This window comes from Kaistia sp. UC242_56 (genome assembly GCF_044452255.1).
Taxonomy (GTDB): domain Bacteria; phylum Pseudomonadota; class Alphaproteobacteria; order Rhizobiales; family Kaistiaceae; genus Kaistia; species Kaistia defluvii_A.
Window position 1 is genome coordinate 4,470,850 of sequence record NZ_JBIOAN010000002.1, and the last position, 16,651, is coordinate 4,487,500.

Genomic DNA, 16,651 nt, shown 5'->3' on the forward strand with positions numbered 1-16,651 from the left:
CGATTGGCGCCGTAGTCTCTGCCAAGCTTTCGTCTCCGACATTGCGGGAAGGCGCGGATTATAGAGAGGGATGCCCTCGCCGCAAGGCGCGGAAACAGCCTTACCCGCCGTTAACCAGAATTGAACCAAGCGCGGGCAAAATCGCCCCATGTCCAGCGCACCCGTCCTCAAGCCGCAAAACCTTGTCGTCTCCGGATACGATCCGAGGCCGATCGCTCGTCGTCGCGAAAGCGAGGATGGCGGCGGATCGGCGGACCTGCCCGTCGAGCAGCGCTCGCTGGTGATGCGGCTTTCGGAGGAGGTCGCCGCGCTGCGCCGGGCGCTCGACGCCAGCCAGCACCGCATCGCCGCGCTGGAGGTGGAGGCCGCCGAAGAGCCGATTTCCGGACTGTTCAACCGCCGCGCCTTCATCCGCGAAATCGAGCGGGCGATCGCCTTCCAGACGCGCTATCCCATGACCTGCGGGATCGCGCTGATCGATGTCGACGGCATGGACGCGATCCGAGATGCCCAGGGGCAAAGCGGGCTGAACCGCGCGCTGCGCCTCATCGGCGAGACGCTGCGCACCGGCATCCGCTCCTGCGACGTGACCGCCCGGACCGGCAACGAACAGTTCGCGGTTGTGCTGTGGAACTCCACCACGGCCGATTGCGGCCATCGCGTGCTCGGCCTGCAGCGCGCCATCGCCGGTCTGGAAGACGTTCTGGAAGCGGGCGCCAGCCTGGCCACGCGATCGGCGGTGGTAATGATCGAGCCCGGCGCGACCGCCGACCAGGTGATCGCCACAGCGGACCGGCTTCTGCTAGAGGGAATGGCCTGCGGTCAGGCGATGATGTCCGGCAGGAGCTGATCCTCCAGCGCGACGATCCGGTCCTTCAACGCCAGCTTGCGCTTCTTGAGGCGCTGGATCCGCAACGGATCGATCTTGCCGGTCTCCGACATGACGGAAATGGCCGCGTCGAGATCGCTGTGTTCCTGCCGCAACCGCGCCAGCTCGAACCGGATTTCCCGCTCTTCTTCCTCGGTCATACGCCCCAACCTCGCCGAGTTCCGCCCGGCCCCTGACGGCGCCGACGCGCGACGATACATGCTCCGCCCAGCGGGCGCGAGCACCCTATCTCACCTTCCCCCCTTGAACCGGACGGCCGCAAGGCACAGATCCAAACTGAGCCGGTTTACAGGCTGGTCGGATTGATATGACCGGCGTGTGACAGTTCCCGGTTCACAGCAACCCCCGTCTATGGCACGATCCGCGTGCCGTCATCGATCAACGAAGGGAGGCAGTTTTAATGTCCATCGAATCGCATCTTGCCGAGCTGGAGCGTCGCCATGAGGCGCTCTCCAGGGAAATCGACCAGGTCACGAACCATCCGAGCGCCGATACGCTCGAGTTGGCGGCCATGAAGAGGCGCAAGCTGCAGCTGAAGGACGAGATCGCCCGACTGAAGGTAGGGAACACCGTTCACTGATTGATGACGAAAGGGTCATGCGAAGCGCCGCGTCCAACGCGGCGCTTTTGCTTTAGTAGGGACTATTCGGCCGGAACGGCGCGCCGCGGCCCGATCGGATCCTCCGCTTCGAGCCGCTGGCGGGACTTCGGCGCAGGTCCGGTCCAGTCGAGATACCAGGCCAGCGCGAACAGGACGCTCAACCCCACACCGATCAGCACCGTGTCGAGCACCATGCCCGTGGCGGTGAAGGTCGGGTCATTGGGCAGGCCGAAGACGCTCTCGCGGATGATGTGACCCGTGACGCTCAGGATGGTCCCGGTCCAGAACACTGGCAGGGTGTGGCGACCCAATCGAACGATCCAGTTGCCCTGGTCGAGCCAGCCCGCCAGCATGGCCGGCAGCGGGCTGTAGATCACGACATAGGCGATCGACAGCACATGCAGCAGGCGGAAGAATCCGACCCAGCTCTTGTTGAAGCCGGAGAGCCAGACCCATTCGGGCAGGGTCGGGAAATAGTCCCAGAGATGGGCGAACACCAGGATGGCTGAGGCCACGAGATAAGCGATCGCCAGCCCATAGAGCGGGCGCGAGAAGGCCAGCCGGTCGCCCCGCCGCAGCATGACGCCGCCGACGAAACCGATCACGAACAGCAGCTGCCAGGTGAACGGGTTGAAATACCAGCCGCCCCCACCGGGGAAACTCGGCAGCGTGAGGCGCCAGGCATTGGCGATTGCCCAGAGCGCCACGCTCGCCGCCAGCGCCAGCGACAGGCGGATACGGGCCAGCAGCATGATCAGCGGCAGCATCGCCATCATGACCATGTACATCGGCAGGATGTTGAAGTTGCCGGTCTGGTAAGTGAGCATGCCGATGCCCGCCAGGGCGCGCACCGGCTGCTCGACGATCCAGTGGCGTTCATCGGGGATCATCAGGCCCGGCTGATCCAGCCAGAGCGAGGCGCCGGCGTAGATCGCAAAACCGCAGGCGATCGAGGCGAGATGCGCGACATAGAGCGTGCCAATGCGCTTGCTAATACGGCCGACCGCCTGCCCCGATTGGCCCGAGACGAAGCGCGGATAGTAGGCAAGCGCCGCCGAGATGCCGGCGAGCAGCACGAAAATCTCGGCCGCGTCCGACAGGCCGAAGTTCCGGTGCGTGAAGTTCGAATATAGGTTACCCGGGATGTGGTTCACGAAAATCGAGATGAGCGCCAAACCCCGGAAAAAATCGATCCGATAGTCACGCGTCATGGAAGTCGACAATGCTCGATGCACCCGGAAGCCTCAGATGACAGGAACGGACAAGTATCGGGTTCGCCTAGCTGGCGAACAAGGCAAGCTTGCGGCGGTGGATGCCGGTTTCAATGCGCCAGGAGGGACAGGGCTCCGTCCCAGGTCAATTTGAGCCCGATCAGCATCACGAACAGATAGGAAAGACCGTAGAAGACGGTCTGGTCCATCACCCGCACGATCCAGATGCCGAGAACCGTCGTCAGCGCGGCGAGCGGAAACAGCACCGCGGCCGTTTCCAGATTGGCGGCGTCGAACTGGCCGAGGAAGAAATAGGGAATGAGCTTCACCGCATTGGTGACGGCGAAGAAGATCACCGAGGTACCGACGAACACCTGCTTGTCGAGCCGGAGCGGCAGCGCGTACATCTGGAACGGCGGCGCGCCGGCGTGGCTGACGAACGAGGTGAAGCCGGCCAGCAGCCCCCAGAACGACCCCTTGGCGCCGTTGGGCCGCGCCGGCAGCGCCCGCAACCGGTCGCCAAACCAGTAGTTCAGGGCGAACACGATGGAGATCAGGCCAACCAGAAGGCGGACGAAATCCTCCTTCACATAGGCGGCCGTCGCCCAGCCGACCGCGATGCCCACGATCGACGCCGGCAGCATGACGGCAAGCGTCGGCCGATCGAAGATGCGGCGGTAGAAATAGAGGCTGATCGCATCCATCACGAGCAGGATCGGCAGCATGATGCCGGCCGCCTGAACCGGCGAGATCACCAGAGCCAGGATGGGAACGGCCAGCATGCCCATCGCGCCGCCAAATCCGCCCTTGGACAAGCCTGCGACGGCCACGGCTGGGATCGCAGCCGCGTAGAATGCGAATTCGGTGAACATGCGGTGTCGCTTGGCGAGGAGTATGGCAGGTTGGAACGATTTACCCTCGTTCGCCGCCAAAATCCAGTATATCTCCTGCTTTGGAGCCTTTTGCGGCGACAGACTCACATTGCGTAACATACGCGAGCTTATTATATATCGACCTATGAATACGCTGCCTTCTGACAAGCACCTCGGCTTTCTGATCAACGACGTCGCGCGTCTGGTTCGCCGTGCCTTCGATCAGAAGGGGCAGAGCTGCAGCCTGACCCGCGCGCAATGGCAGGTTATGGCCTATCTCTTCCACAATGAGGGCTCGAACCAGGCCTCCGTCGCGGATGCGCTGGATGTCGAGCCGATCACCCTGTCGCGCCATATCGACCGGCTGGAAGCGATGGGCTTTGTCGCCCGCGTTCCCGATCCGGCGGACCGGCGGGCTCGCCGCCTGCACCTGACCGAAAGCGTGCGCCCGCTGCTCGACCAGATGAAGATCATCGGCAACGAGGTGATCGCTACCGCGCTCGAAGGCATCTCCGAAAAAGAGTCGGAGATGCTGATCGATCTGCTGAGCCGGATCCGCAGCAACATGACCACCCGCGGCTTCGAATCCGGCTGCGGCGAAGCCGCCAAGGATGCCGCGACCAAGCTGTCCGAGAAGGCCTTGCTATGAGCGCCGAAGCGGGAGATGGCGGGACGTCCGAGGCCCAGCCTCCGGTCCTGCAGTCGGCATCCGAGCCTGCGCCGCGGAAGACACGCCGCGGACGCCTCTTCCTCATGCTGGCGCTGCCGGTGATTCTGGCCGTTGGCGGCGGCTATCTCTGGCTGACCGGCGGGCGCTATGCCTCGACCGACAATGCCTATCTCGAACAGAACCGCGTTACGATCACGGCCGACCAGTCCGGCCGGATCGTCGAGGTCGCGGTGCACGAGAACGATCACGTCAAGAAGGGCGACCTGCTCTTCCGTATCGATCCCGAGCCCTATCAGCTGGCCCTGCGCCAGGCAGAGGCGGCGGTCGCCGTCGCCCGGCTGCAGGTCGATCAGTTGCGCTCCAGCTACCAGCAGGCGCTGTCGGAGCAGCAATCCGGCGAGGACACGCTCGCCTACCGTCAGAAGACATTTCAGCGCCAGCAGGACCTGTTGGCGCGCGGCGTGACGTCGAACGCCGATTTCGACACCGCCCAGAACAATGTTCGCGTCGCCGAACAGCTCGTCGCCCAGGCGCGCGAGAAGGTGTCGGGCGCGCTCACCGCGCTGGGTGGCGATCCCAACGTGCCGACCGACCAGCATCCGACCGTGATGCAGGCGCAGGCCGCGCAGGAAGCAGCCGCGTTGGCATTGAAGCAGACCACCGTATTTGCGCCGAGCGACGGCGTCGTTTCGCAGACCGACCGCCTTAGGATTGGCCAGTATGTGACCAATCCGGCGATGGCGCCGACGGCGCTGCTCAGCCTGGTCGAGACGGCCACCACCTATGTCGAGGCCAATTTCAAGGAAACCGACCTGACCCACATGAAGGTGGGACAGACGGCGCGGGTTACCTTCGACACCTATCCCGACCGGCCGTTCACGGCGCATGTGGAATCGATCGACGCCGGAACCGGCTCGGCCTTCTCGCTGCTGCCGGCGCAGAACGCCTCCGGCAACTGGGTCAAGGTCGTGCAGCGCGTGCCGGTCCGGCTGCGCCTGGATGGCGCGGTCGACTTCTCGACCCTCCGCACGGGCCTCAGCGCCTCGGTGGAAGTCGATACCGAATACAAGCGGACCCTCCCAGGCTTCAGCCATGCGATCGCCGCCAATTCCACGCCTCCAGCGGAAGCCGCGGCTGCCAACTAGGACGCCGCGCACCGGAAAGTCGCCAGAATGAGCGCGCCAGCGGTTCAGCATCGTGGCTTCATCACCGTATCGATCATGCTTGCCACGATTATGCAGGTGCTCGACACGACGATCGCCAATGTCGCGCTGCCCTCGATGCAGGGTTCGCTTGGCGCCGCGCAGGACACCATCACCTGGGTCCTGACCTCCTATATCGTCGCCGCCGCCATCGCCACGCCGATCACCGGCTGGCTTGCCGACCAGATCGGCATCAAGCGCCTGTTCATGACCTGCGTCGCCGGCTTCACCCTCGCCTCGATGCTGTGCGGCCTCTCCGGCAGCCTGACGCAGATGGTCGGGTTCCGCATTCTGCAGGGCCTGTTCGGCGCCGCGCTGGTGCCGCTGTCGCAATCCGTGCTGCTCAACATCAATCCGAAGGAAAAGCACGGCCAGGCCATGGCGATGTGGGGCGCCGGCATCATGGTCGGCCCGATCATCGGCCCGACGCTGGGCGGCTGGCTGACCGACGCCTTCAACTGGCGCTGGGTGTTCTTCATCAACCTGCCAGTCGGCATCATCGCCTTTCTCGGCATCGGCGCCTTCCTGCCGGAAGGACCGCTTCGCGCCCGCAAGTTCGACTTCTTCGGCTTCGCCTTCCTCAGCCTCGGCATCGGCGCACTGCAGATGATGCTCGATCGCGGCGAGCAGCTCGACTGGTTCTCCTCGCCCGAGATCCTGATCGAAGTGGCGCTGATGGCGATCGGCTTCTGGATCTTCACCATTCACATGGCGACGGCCAAGAACACCTTCATCGATCCGCACATCTTCAAGGACCGCAACTTCGTCACCGGGCTCGTCTTCATCTTCATCATCGGCATCATCCTGCTGGCGACGATGGCGCTGCTGCCACCCATGCTGCAGAACCTCTATGGCTATCCCGTCATCACCACCGGCATGATCCTGGCGCCGCGCGGCGTCGGCACCATGGTGGCGATGCTCGTCGTCGGCCGGCTGATGGGCAAGGTCGACCCGCGCATCCTGATCCTTGTCGGGCTGGGCGCCACCACCTGGTCGCTCTACGAAATGACGACCTGGGCACCGGAAATGGATGCCTGGCCGTTCATGACCACCGGCATCGTGCAGGGTTTCGGCCTCGGCTTCGTCTTTGTGCCGCTCTCGACGATCGCCTTCGCGACCCTGCCGGCGCATTGGCGCACCGACGCGGCCAGCCTGTTCAGCCTCGTGCGCAATCTCGGCTCGTCGATCGGTGTCTCGCTGGTGGCGACGTTGCTGTCGCAGAACACGCAGATCGGCCACGAGGTGCTGGCCGGCCATGTGACGCCGTTCAACCCGGCCATGCCGGCCGACGCCGCCGCCGGCAATCTCGAAGCGTTGGCGCGGATCAACGCCGTCATCACCCGCGACGCTGCCTTCATCGCCTATATCGACGATTTCAAGCTCATGATGTTCGTGACGCTGGCCACGATCCCGCTGCTGGCCTTCATGCGCTACAAGCCACAGAAGGGCCCGGCCCAGCACGTCGCTCTCGAATGAGCGAAGCGCGCCGGCGGAATCCGTCCGCCGGCACGCCTGTCGTTCAGTGCGCTTCGATGAAGCTCAGCGTCGCGCCGACCATCTCGTCCAGGGTCGCCGGGCCGGTGAAGGCATCGAAGCCATGGTCGGTATCGAGCACCATCAGCCCTTCCTCGCCCGTGTGATAATCCAGGAAGAGCTGGCCGGCCGCCGGCTGCGGCGTCACGACGGTGTCCTTGGTGCCGACGATGACCAGCAGCGGCCCGCCATATTGCGCGATCGCCGCGACGGGATCCGTCGCGAACAGCGACTTGAAGAACGGAACCTTGAGCGACGTCTTGGCGCCCCATGGCAAGGTGCCCTCGATCAGTTCGTTGGGGTCCGTGGCCGCCATCGCCTTGTTAACGGTATCCTGGCCCAGCACGACGCCGAAGCTGAAGGCCGGATTGGCGACGGGCGCCCAGAGCGTGGCGCTATCGACCGGACGCACGGAAGCGAGGTGCGACGCCACCAGCCCGCCGAGGCTCCAGCCGATGACGTGGATCCTGCCGGGATCGATAGTGTCCTGCTTCTTCAGCCAGTCGAAGGCAGCCACCGCATCGGCGATCTGGCTGAAGGTGGTCGTATCTTCCCACTTGCCCGAACTGTCGCCTGAGCCGACGAAATCGATCCGCAGGCTGGCCAGGCCGCGTTCGGCCAGCAGGCGGGCAGTTCGCGAATAGACGCCTTCCTTGGTGCCGGCGACCTCGAGCTCGTCGCGCTTGCCGGTGAAGCCGTGCAACAGTAGCACGACGGGCGGCTTCTCGACGCCCTTGGGCAGCGCGAGCGTGCCGACGATGGTCTCGTCGCCGCGCGCGATCCGTACCGTGCTTTCCGTCGTCTCGCCGGCCGGGCGGGCAAGCGCGATCTTCGACGCATCGCGCATCTTCGCGGTCACGTCATCGGCCGCCGCCGGCGCGACGATCGCAGCCAGCATGACGGAGGCAAGCAGCCATTTTCTCAGCATCAAATTTCCCCTGGAAGCACGACGTCGTCGTCAACGATCTCAAATCAGCGCCGTCCCTGGCCCCAAGAGGCCCCCGCGTAACGGCCTGCCTCACCACTATCGATGCTTTCGGCATCGATCCGCAAGCCGTTCAGCCGCCGAGGATCCAGCCCGCGCCGGCCGCCAGCAGCACCACCAGCCAGGCCGGCAGACGCACGAAAACCAGCAGCGCGTAGCAGAGCACGGCAAAGGCGAGATCGCGCGGGCCGTGTATGGCGGTGACGAAGACCGGATCGTACAGCGCCGCCGCCAGCAGCCCGACAACCGCCGCGTTAACGCCGCTGAGAGCGCGGCGAACGGCCTCCACCCGCCGCAGCTGCCGCCAGAACGGCAGGACGCCCACGACCAGCAACAAGGCAGGCGCGAAGATGGCGACGACGGCAAGGGCTCCACCGAGCCACGGCGTCGGCACCCCCGCCGCGACGCCGAGATAGGCCGAAAGGCTGAAGAGTGGCCCCGGCATCGCCTGAGCCGCGCCATAGCCGGCCACGAAGGCCGGCTCCGCCACCAGCCCGGTGGCGACGACCGAATCCTTCAGCAATGGCAGCACCACATGGCCACCGCCAAAGACGAGCGCGCCCGTCCGGTAGAGCCCGCTGGCCAGAACGGCGGTCTGCGAATGGGTCGTCGCGGCCAGGATGGGGAGGGCGACGAGCAGCACGGCGAAGAGGCTGAGCGCTGCGATGCCGTTGCGCCGGGACATTGTTGCGCCCGGCGCGAGCTCGACGACGCGGATAACCGGGCGGCTGAACCAATAGCCTGCCAGCCCGCCGCCGAGCAGGATGGCGATCTGGGCAAAGCTCCCGGGCACGAGGAGCGCCAGCGCCGTCGCGGCCAGCGCCACACCGCCGAGCAGCCTTCCGGTGGCAAGCGACAGCGCCATCCCCCGCACTGCCTCAGCCACGACCGCCACGGCCACGATCGCCAACCCCGACAGCACGCCGGCATCGATCAGCTCCCCGTTGGAGCTGAGGCCATAGGCGATCAGCGCCATGAGGAGGGCGGAAGGCAGGGTGAAACCGACAAACGCGGCCAGCGCGCCGGCAAGACCTGCCTTCTCCAGCCCGATCGCCATGCCGACCTGGCTGGAGGCGGGGCCGGGAAGGAACTGACATAGCGCCACCAGGTCGGCGAAATCCGCCTCGTCCAGCCAGCCGAGCCGCTTGACGAAGCGGTCGCGAAAATAGCCGATATGCGCGACGGGGCCGCCAAACGAGGTCAGGCCGAGGCGCAGGAACTCGCGGAATACCCGCGCGACCGTCGGCGTCCCCTTTGCAAGGCCAGGGACTTCGGTCGAAACGATCGCGGGGCGGGTCATCCCGGCAGGATTGCACCCCTTTCATGACACCCACAAGAAAACGGCGCCCGAAGGCGCCGCTTTCCAAACTTCATTTCGACGGCGTCAGTGGGCCGGGGCCGCGCCGGCCGTCGTCGCCGTGGCGGGAACCGCCGGCTGCTCCTCGTCCTCGTCGCGCTTCGCATGCGCGCTGGAGAGGTAGGTGTAGAACATCGGCACGACGAACAGCGTGAACACCGTACCGATCGACATGCCGGTCGCGATGACCAGGCCCATCGAGAAGCGGGCCTTGGCGCCGGCGCCTTCCGCAAACAACAGCGGCAGCACGCCGAACACCATGGCGGCCGTCGTCATCAGGATCGGCCGCAGACGCACGCGCGCGGCCTCGACGATCGCATCATGCCGGTTGAGGCCACGCTCCTCGCGCTGCTGGTTGGCAAACTCCACCATCAGGATGCCGTGTTTCGTAATCAACCCCACAAGTGTGATCAGGCCCACCTGCGAATAGATGTTCAGCGACGCCGCGCCCAAATTGAGCGGGATCAGCGCGCCGAAGATCGAAAGCGGCACCGACATCATGATGATCAGCGGATCGCGGAAGCTTTCGAACTGCGCGGCCAGCACCAGATAGATGACGACGATGGCAAGGCCGAACACGATCAGCAGCGAGTTGCCGGTCTCCAATTCCGTACGCGACTGTCCGGCATATTCGATAAAGTAGCCGGACGGCAGCACCTCGCTCGCGATCTGCTGCAGCGTGGCCAAGCCATCGCCCGACGTCACCGTCGGACGCGGCAGCGCCGCCAGCGTGGCCGAATTGAGCTGGTTGAACTGCTCGATCGCCGGCGCCGAACCTTCCGTGTTGATAGACACCACCGAAGAGAGCGGCACCATGTCGCCGGCCTGCGACCGGACGAAGAAGGTCCCGAGGCTTTCCGGATTCAGACGGTACTTCTCCGGGACCTGGGTGATGATGTCATAGGCGCGCGCTTCCCGATCGAACTTCGAGATGCCGTTCTCACCCACGAGCAGCGTCAGCGTATTGCCGATCTCGGCGACCGAGACGCCGAGCGCGGCGGCACGGTTGCGGTCGATCACCACATTCACCTTCGGCGTATCGAAGGAGAGCGAGTTCTGCACGACGATGAACTTGCCCGACGCCATGGCGCGGTTCTTGATCTCCTCCGCCACGGCGTAGACGCGATCGGCGGGCTCAGTCGACTGGATGACGAACTGGATCGGCAAACCGCCGCCCGTTCCCGGCAGAGACGGCACCGCGAACACGAAGGCCTGCACGCCCGCCACCTTGTCGAGACGCGCCTGGACCTCCGCCTGCACCGCAGGCTGGCCGCGCGTGCGCTCGGCCCAAGGCTTCAGCACCAGGCCGGAGAAGGCCGAATTGGCCGAACCGGAACCGGCGATGGAGAACAGGGCTTGGCGCTCGGGAATATCGGCGGTCTTCTGCGCGATCTCATCGACATAGAGCTGCGTGTAGTCGATCGTCGCATATTGCGGCGCCGTGATCAGCGTGAACATGGCGCCCTCGTCTTCCTCCGGCGCCAGTTCGGACGCCGTGTTGAGGAACAGGAACACCATGGTGCCGAGGATGGCGGCGACCATCAGCAGCGTGATCGGCCGGACCTTCAGCGAACCGATCAGGCGGCGGGCATACCAGTGGCTGAAGCTTTCGAAGACACGGTCGATGAAATGCTGGATGCGGCCGCCGCCTGGCTTCAGAATGCGGGCGGACATCATGGGCGACACCGTCAAGGCGACGAAACCCGACAGGATCACCGCGCCGGCGAGCGTCAGCGAGAACTCGCGGAACAACGCGCCGGTCACGCCCTGGGTGAAGGCCATCGGCGCATACACAGCCGCCAGCGTGATCGTCATGGTGATCACCGCGCCGGTGATCTCCTGCATGCCGACGATCGCGGCCTTCATCGGTTTCAGCCCCTCCTCGATGTGGCGGTGGATGTTCTCCACCACCACGATCGCGTCGTCGACGACGAGGCCGATCGCCAGAACCATGGCGAGCAGGGTCAGCGTATTCAGCGAATAGCCGAGCGCCCAGAGGATGAAACAGACGCCAATCAACGATAGCGGAATCGTCACGATCGGAATGATCACCGATCGGAACGAACCGAGGAACAGGAAGATCACGACCACGACGATGGCCGATGCCTCCAGGATCGTCCGGATAACCTCCTCGATCGACGCGCTGATCGCCTCAGTCGAATCGTAGACGAGCTCGATATGCATGCCTTCCGGCAGCGAATCCGCAATCAGCGGCAATTCGCGACGGACGCCCGACGCCACGTCGAGCGGGTTGGCCGACGGCGTCTGGAAGATGCCGAGGAACACGCCTTCCTTGCCGTTGAAGCGGACTTCCGTATCGGTCGAAGCCGCGGCGAGCTCGATGTTGGCGACGTCGCGCAGCCGGACGATATCCGCGCCATTGGAGCGAATCGGCAGCGCCCCGAAGGTCTCGGGATCCTGCAGCGTCGTCTTCGCCTCGATCGAATAAGCGTAGAACTCGTTCTTCGTCTTGCCGGGAGCCGACAGGAAGTTGGAACCCTTGATAGCCGTCAGAACATCGGTCGCGGTCACATTGCGCGAGGCGAGCGCGACCGGATCGATCCAGACGCGCATGGCGAATTCCTGCGCGCCGAGGATCTCCGCATTGGCGACACCATCAACGGTGGCGAAACGCGGCTGGATTACGCGGATAAGGTAATCCGTGAGCTGCTGCGCATTCATCGTGTCGCTGCGCGCAGCCAGATACATGAGGGCAAACTGGAAGCCCGTGCCCTTCTGGATCACCGGGTCTTCCGCCTCGTCCGGAAGCTGGCCGCGCACCTGCTGGACCTTGGCGATGACTTCGGTCAGCGCCTTGTCCGGATTGGTGTTCAGCCGCATGTAGACGGAAACCGTCGACACGCCGAGCGAGCTCTTGGACGTGACGTAGTCCACGCCCTCAGCCGAGGAAACGGACTTCGCGATGGTGGAGGTGATAAAGCCCTGGATGACGTCGGCGCTGGCGCCCGGATAGACGGTGGTGACGGTCACGACCGTCTCGTCCACCTTGGGATACTGGCGGATCGACATCGACAGGATGCCCTGCGCGCCCAGCAACAGCATCAGCAGGCTGACGACCGTTGCGAGGACAGGACGGCGGATGAAGAGTTCGGAGAAGCTCATGACTTGGAAGCCTCCGGGTTCACGGTGGCGCCCTTGACCGGCTGGACGGAATTATCGACCGCGACCGGGCTGCCGCTGGAAAGCTTGTTCTGGCCGGACGTCACGATCTGCATGCCCGGCTTCACGCCTTCCAGGATCTCGATCATGTCGCCCGAACGACGGCCGACCTTCACGAAGATCTGTTTGGCGATGAGGTTTGGCGCCGCCGCATCCGCCGGCTTGCCATCCGCGGGCTTGGCTTCGGCCGGCTTGGCCTCGGCGGGCTTGGCTTCCCCAGGCTTGGTCTCTGAAGCCTTGGCGTCGGCCGGAGCGTCCTGCACGGCATAGACATAGGCACCGTAGAGGCTGATGGTCACCGCCGTCTGCGGCAAGGCGATCACGTCGGATTCAACGGGAAGGTCGACGCGCACGCGAATGAACTGGCCCGGACGCAGCGTGCCATCCGGATTGTCGAGCAGTGCCTGCACGCTCACCAGCCGCGAAGCCGCGTCGATCTTCGGATCGATACCGGTGATCGTGCCGCTGAAGTTCAGTTCGTCTTCCTTGAGCCCGAAGCGGACCGGCTGGCCGATCTTGAGCGAACCGAGCTCCTGCTCGGGCACGCTGAAATTGACCTTGATGCGGTCGAGATTCTGCAGCGTCGCGACGACGGTCGCCGGCTGCACATACTGGCCGACATCAATCTTCGGAATGCCGATCGTGCCGGCGAAGGGCGCCTTGATCGCCTTCTCGTCGAGGGTCGCCTCAAGCTGGGTCAGTGCGCCCTTGGCCTTGTCCAGATTGTTCTGGGCGTCCTGCAGCGAGGCGACGGTACTCACATTGCGCTGCAGCAGCGCCTGGGCGCGGCTCAGCGCATCCTGGCTGACGGCCACGGCGGTGTTGGCGCTGACCAGGCCGGCGCGCTCGACCGCATCGTCGATCTGCACGAGCAACTGGCCCTGCTGGACCTTGTCGTTTGCCTTGAACAGGATCTTCTCGACGATGCCGCCCGTCTGCACGGCAACATCGACGCCCTCGGCCGCCGCCGCGGTGCCGACCGCCTCGATGCCGGGCGTCCACTGGGCCGGCTCGACCGTGATCGCCGAAATCGTGACGACCGGCGCCTTCATTCCGGCAAAGAATTGCTCAATCATCTTGTCGCGGAAGAAATTGAACCAGATCAAGCCGCCGCAGATCGCCACGACGACGACGAGCAGGATCGTAGCAAGGATAAACCGCTTCATGATTGGCAATCCAGTGAGCGCGAAGCCGGTCTGAAAGCTGGCAGGCGCATGGCAAAAACAAAGATCGCGGAAACGCGCCACGCAGGGTTGCTTCCTCGATCATCAGGCCGGAATTAGTGTACCTGGCGTACAGAACTGTCAACGTGCCGCTCGCCGAACACCGCCGTTCGCTCTGAACTCGTGCTAACTCCGCAACACCGGTCGATTGGATCGTCGCCACTTGGACGGGCTCTTTTGGCTCGGAAGCTCGGAAGCTCGGAAGCTCGGAAGCTCGGAAGCTCGGAAGCTCGGAAGCTCGGAAGCTCGGAAGCTCGGAAGCTCGGAAGCTCGGAAGCTCGGAAGCTCGGAAGCTCGGAAGCTCGGAAGCTCGGAAGCTCGGAAGCTCGGAAGCTCGGAAGCTCGGAAGCTCGGAAGCTCGGAAGGAAGAATGCTCCTCCCCTGCCGAGGGCCAAAGCGGTTTCTGGAAAGGCCGGCAGAAGGAGGGGGCTGGGCCAGGTGGATGACGGCTCGCGTCAGTTGGGCCGATCGGGCCGGGTTTCGGGCTGGATTATCCGATTGCCAGGAATGCAGGTTCGCTCGATGCGCTTGGTGGCAACGGCGCTGCTTGTACCGACGGCATTGGCACGTCGGATTGGCGGCGGTCTTCGAACTTGCGGTCGGATCAGGGTCTGCGGTGTTCTCGATGGAGGATCGCGCTGGGGCGCCGGATTGCCTGGGCTTCTTGTGCACGCGGTTCTGCCGCTCGGCCTCCGCGTTGGTACTGGGACGGTTTTTCCGGCGGTCTGGTCTGGCGCTTTCGCGTCCTGGCCTCGGGCCGAGCTAGGCTTGGGAGCTATGACGCGGCCTTACCTCGGCCCCCTCGCGCTCCGCCATTTCCCTTTGCCTGTGCCCAGAACGACAAAACCCCGCCGGCTTTTGGCGCGGCGGGGTTTTGTGTGTTTGTCATCGTAGAGAGAAGATTGAGTGTCTCGAAGGGTTTGTTTTTTCTGTGCTTTGCAGGCCTGGCAGCGACCTACTCTCCCGTGTCTTAAGACAAAGTACCATTGGCGCAGAGGAGTTTAACGGCCGAGTTCGGAATGGGATCGGGTTCAGGCTCCTCGCCATGACCACCAGGCCGGCGAAGCACAGAAACTGGTTTTGTCATCGATGTTCATTGTCGGTGCTCTCTTGGAGATCACCTGGGATGAGCATGGATTAATGAGAATGATCAAGCCAATCGAGTTATTAGTACCGGTAAGCTACATGCGTTGCCGCACTTCCACACCCGGCCTATCAACGTGGTGGTCTACCACGACTCTCAAGGGAATACTCGTTTTGAGGTGGGTTTCCCGCTTAGATGCTTTCAGCGGTTATCCCGTCCGTACATAGCTACCCTGCAATGCGGCTGGCGCCACAACAGGTCCACCAGAGGTACGTCCATCCCGGTCCTCTCGTACTAAGGACAGATCCTCTCAATATTCCTACACCCACGGCAGATAGGGACCGAACTGTCTCACGACGTTCTGAACCCAACTCACGTACCACTTTAATCGGCGAACAGCCGAACCCTTGGGACCTTCTCCAGCCCCAGGATGTGATGAGTCGACATCGAGGTGCCAAACGATGCCGTCGATATGGACTCTTGGGCATCATCAGCCTGTTATCCCCAGAGTACCTTTTATCCGTTGAGCGATGGCCCGTCCACGTGGGACCACCGGATCACTATGGCCGACTTTCGTCTCTGCTCGACTTGTCAGTCTCGCAGTCAGGCGGGCTTATGCCATTGCACTCGACGACCGATTTCCGACCGGTCTGAGCCCACCATCGCGCGCCTCCGTTACACTTTGGGAGGCGACCGCCCCAGTCAAACTACCCACCATGCACGGTCCCGGATCCGGATGACGGACCGCGGTTAGACATTCATATTCACAAGGGTGGTATTTCAAGGATGGCTCCACACGAGCTAGCGCCCATGCTTCAAAGCCTACCACCTATCCTACACATGCAAACACGAATGCCAGTGCAAAGCTATAGTAAAGGTTCATGGGGTCTTTCCGTCTGACCGCGGGAACCCCGCATCTTCACGGGGAATTCAATTTCACTGAGTAGGTGCTGGAGACAGCGGGGAAGTCGTTACGCCATTCGTGCAGGTCGGAACTTACCCGACAAGGAATTTCGCTACCTTAGGACCGTTATAGTTACGGCCGCCGTTTACCGGGGCTTCGATTCAAAGCTTGCACCTCTCCTCTTAACCTTCCGGCACCGGGCAGGCGTCAGACCCTATACGTCGCCTTACGGCTTCGCAGAGCCCTGTGTTTTAGGTAAACAGTCGCTACCCCCTAGTCTGTGCCCCCTCGCCCTGGTTGCCCAAGACGAGGGCCTCCTTCTCCCGAAGTTACGGAGGCAATTTGCCGAGTTCCTTCAGCACCATTCTCTCAAGCGCCTTGGTATACTCTACCAGTCCACCTGTGTCGGTTTAGGGTACGGTCTATAAGCGGGAGCTATTTCCTGGAACACCTTCACTGCAGCACCAATCCAATAAGGCACTACAATACACGGCATTCGTCACTACCCGCAGGCTGAGGAATATTCACCTCATTCCCATCGACTACGCCTTTCGGCCTCGCCTTAGGAGCCGGCTAACCCTGCGCAGATTAGCTTTACGCAGGAACCCTTGGACTTTCGGCGACAGTGTCTCTCACACTGTTTGTCGTTACTCATGTCAGCATTCGCACTTCCGATACCTCCAGAAGCTCTCACGAGTCTTCCTTCACAGGCTTACGGAACGCTCCGCTACCACTTGATCCGAAGATCAAATCCGCAGCTTCGGCACATGGCTTGAGCCCCGTTACATTGTCGGCGCAGGAACCCTTATTTAGACCAGTGAGCTGTTACGCTTTCTTTAAATGATGGCTGCTTCTAAGCCAACATCCTGGTTGTTTTGGGATCCCCACATCCTTTCACACTTAGCCATGATTTGGGGGCCTTAGCTGGCGGTCAGGGTTG

At 63.3% G+C, this 16,651-nt stretch carries 12 protein-coding genes and 2 rRNA genes (1 of these 14 cut by a window edge); 5 read left to right on the forward strand and 9 right to left on the reverse strand.

The window, feature by feature from the left end; all coding sequences use genetic code 11:
- The first annotated feature begins 148 nt into the window (after positions 1 to 148).
- Positions 149 to 850 carry a GGDEF domain-containing protein gene (locus ACHMWQ_RS23755; protein ID WP_396309365.1) on the forward strand — a complete coding sequence of 234 codons (702 nt, stop codon included), beginning with the start codon at positions 149 to 151 and terminating at the stop codon, positions 848 to 850.
- On the opposite strand, the gene ACHMWQ_RS23760 is transcribed toward ACHMWQ_RS23755, so the two are convergent.
- On the reverse strand, positions 823 to 1,029 hold the full coding sequence (locus tag ACHMWQ_RS23760) for a YdcH family protein (protein WP_266330330.1): 207 nt from the start codon (positions 1,027 to 1,029) through the stop codon (positions 823 to 825). The genes ACHMWQ_RS23755 and ACHMWQ_RS23760 overlap by 28 nt on opposite strands.
- Before the next feature lie 260 nt (positions 1,030 to 1,289).
- Here ACHMWQ_RS23760 and ACHMWQ_RS23765 point away from each other — a divergent pair, with 260 nt between their 5' ends.
- Entirely contained in the window at positions 1,290 to 1,469 is a 180-nt protein-coding gene (locus ACHMWQ_RS23765) for a DUF465 domain-containing protein (protein WP_354551497.1), read from the forward strand.
- A gap of 62 nt (positions 1,470 to 1,531) precedes the next feature.
- Here ACHMWQ_RS23765 and ACHMWQ_RS23770 read toward each other — a convergent pair whose 3' ends face one another.
- Both ACHMWQ_RS23770 and ACHMWQ_RS23775 read right to left on the reverse strand, forming a co-directional pair.
- Positions 1,532 to 2,701, reverse strand: coding sequence for an OpgC family protein (locus ACHMWQ_RS23770; protein WP_396309366.1), 1,170 nt, complete (start codon positions 2,699 to 2,701; stop codon positions 1,532 to 1,534).
- A gap of 110 nt (positions 2,702 to 2,811) precedes the next feature.
- The gene (locus ACHMWQ_RS23775) at positions 2,812 to 3,573 is read right to left on the reverse strand and encodes a sulfite exporter TauE/SafE family protein (RefSeq protein WP_396309367.1); all 762 of its coding nucleotides are present in this window, start codon (positions 3,571 to 3,573) and stop codon (positions 2,812 to 2,814) included.
- 22 nt (positions 3,574 to 3,595) lie between these two features.
- On the opposite strand from ACHMWQ_RS23775, the gene ACHMWQ_RS23780 reads away from it, so the two are divergent.
- The 3 genes from ACHMWQ_RS23780 (at position 3,596) to ACHMWQ_RS23790 (ending at position 6,921) form a co-directional block, all read left to right on the forward strand.
- A complete protein-coding gene (locus ACHMWQ_RS23780; RefSeq protein WP_354551500.1) occupies positions 3,596 to 4,222 on the forward strand; it encodes a MarR family transcriptional regulator in 627 nt (208 codons plus the stop codon).
- A gap of 104 nt (positions 4,223 to 4,326) precedes the next feature.
- A complete protein-coding gene (locus ACHMWQ_RS23785) occupies positions 4,327 to 5,388 on the forward strand; it encodes an HlyD family secretion protein (protein ID WP_396309368.1) in 1,062 nt (353 codons plus the stop codon).
- Between the two features lie 27 nt (positions 5,389 to 5,415).
- Entirely contained in the window at positions 5,416 to 6,921 is a 1,506-nt protein-coding gene (locus tag ACHMWQ_RS23790; protein WP_354551502.1) for a DHA2 family efflux MFS transporter permease subunit, read from the forward strand.
- 43 nt (positions 6,922 to 6,964) lie between these two features.
- On the opposite strand, the gene ACHMWQ_RS23795 is transcribed toward ACHMWQ_RS23790, so the two are convergent.
- From ACHMWQ_RS23795 to ACHMWQ_RS23820, 6 genes are all read right to left on the reverse strand, one after another.
- Positions 6,965 to 7,906 (reverse strand): alpha/beta hydrolase family protein, encoded by a 942-nt coding sequence (locus ACHMWQ_RS23795; protein ID WP_396309369.1) that lies wholly within the window; start codon positions 7,904 to 7,906, stop codon positions 6,965 to 6,967.
- A 130-nt stretch (positions 7,907 to 8,036) separates the two neighbouring features.
- Positions 8,037 to 9,263, reverse strand: a complete 1,227-nt coding sequence (gene chrA, locus ACHMWQ_RS23800) for a chromate efflux transporter (protein WP_396309370.1) — start codon at positions 9,261 to 9,263, stop codon at positions 8,037 to 8,039.
- An 84-nt stretch (positions 9,264 to 9,347) separates the two neighbouring features.
- Positions 9,348 to 12,443, reverse strand: coding sequence for an efflux RND transporter permease subunit (locus ACHMWQ_RS23805; RefSeq protein WP_396309371.1), 3,096 nt, complete (start codon positions 12,441 to 12,443; stop codon positions 9,348 to 9,350).
- Entirely contained in the window at positions 12,440 to 13,666 is a 1,227-nt protein-coding gene (locus ACHMWQ_RS23810; RefSeq protein WP_396309372.1) for an efflux RND transporter periplasmic adaptor subunit, read from the reverse strand. The genes ACHMWQ_RS23805 and ACHMWQ_RS23810 overlap by 4 nt, the downstream gene beginning before the upstream one ends.
- 999 nt (positions 13,667 to 14,665) lie before the next feature.
- A 5S ribosomal RNA gene (rrf, locus tag ACHMWQ_RS23815) occupies positions 14,666 to 14,780 on the reverse strand.
- 89 nt (positions 14,781 to 14,869) lie between these two features.
- A 23S ribosomal RNA gene (locus ACHMWQ_RS23820) occupies positions 14,870 to 16,651 on the reverse strand; it runs 970 nt beyond the window's last position.

Excerpts from the sequence above, each read along its gene's own strand:
- ACHMWQ_RS23755 (WP_396309365.1), top strand. The coding sequence starts at position 149 with ATGTCCAGCGCACCCGTCCTCAAGCCGCAAAACCTTGTCGTCTCCGGA.
- ACHMWQ_RS23760 (WP_266330330.1), bottom strand. The coding sequence starts at position 1,029 with ATGACCGAGGAAGAAGAGCGGGAAATCCGGTTCGAGCTGGCGCGGTTG.
- ACHMWQ_RS23765 (WP_354551497.1), top strand. The coding sequence starts at position 1,290 with ATGTCCATCGAATCGCATCTTGCCGAGCTGGAGCGTCGCCATGAGGCG.
- ACHMWQ_RS23770 (WP_396309366.1), bottom strand. The coding sequence starts at position 2,701 with ATGACGCGTGACTATCGGATCGATTTTTTCCGGGGTTTGGCGCTCATC.
- ACHMWQ_RS23775 (WP_396309367.1), bottom strand. The coding sequence starts at position 3,573 with ATGTTCACCGAATTCGCATTCTACGCGGCTGCGATCCCAGCCGTGGCC.
- ACHMWQ_RS23780 (WP_354551500.1), top strand. The coding sequence starts at position 3,596 with ATGGCAGGTTGGAACGATTTACCCTCGTTCGCCGCCAAAATCCAGTAT.
- ACHMWQ_RS23785 (WP_396309368.1), top strand. The coding sequence starts at position 4,327 with ATGCTGGCGCTGCCGGTGATTCTGGCCGTTGGCGGCGGCTATCTCTGG.
- ACHMWQ_RS23790 (WP_354551502.1), top strand. The coding sequence starts at position 5,416 with ATGAGCGCGCCAGCGGTTCAGCATCGTGGCTTCATCACCGTATCGATC.
- ACHMWQ_RS23795 (WP_396309369.1), bottom strand. The coding sequence starts at position 7,906 with ATGCTGAGAAAATGGCTGCTTGCCTCCGTCATGCTGGCTGCGATCGTC.
- chrA (WP_396309370.1), bottom strand. The coding sequence starts at position 9,263 with ATGACCCGCCCCGCGATCGTTTCGACCGAAGTCCCTGGCCTTGCAAAG.
- ACHMWQ_RS23805 (WP_396309371.1), bottom strand. The coding sequence starts at position 12,443 with ATGAGCTTCTCCGAACTCTTCATCCGCCGTCCTGTCCTCGCAACGGTC.
- ACHMWQ_RS23810 (WP_396309372.1), bottom strand. The coding sequence starts at position 13,666 with ATGAAGCGGTTTATCCTTGCTACGATCCTGCTCGTCGTCGTCGTGGCG.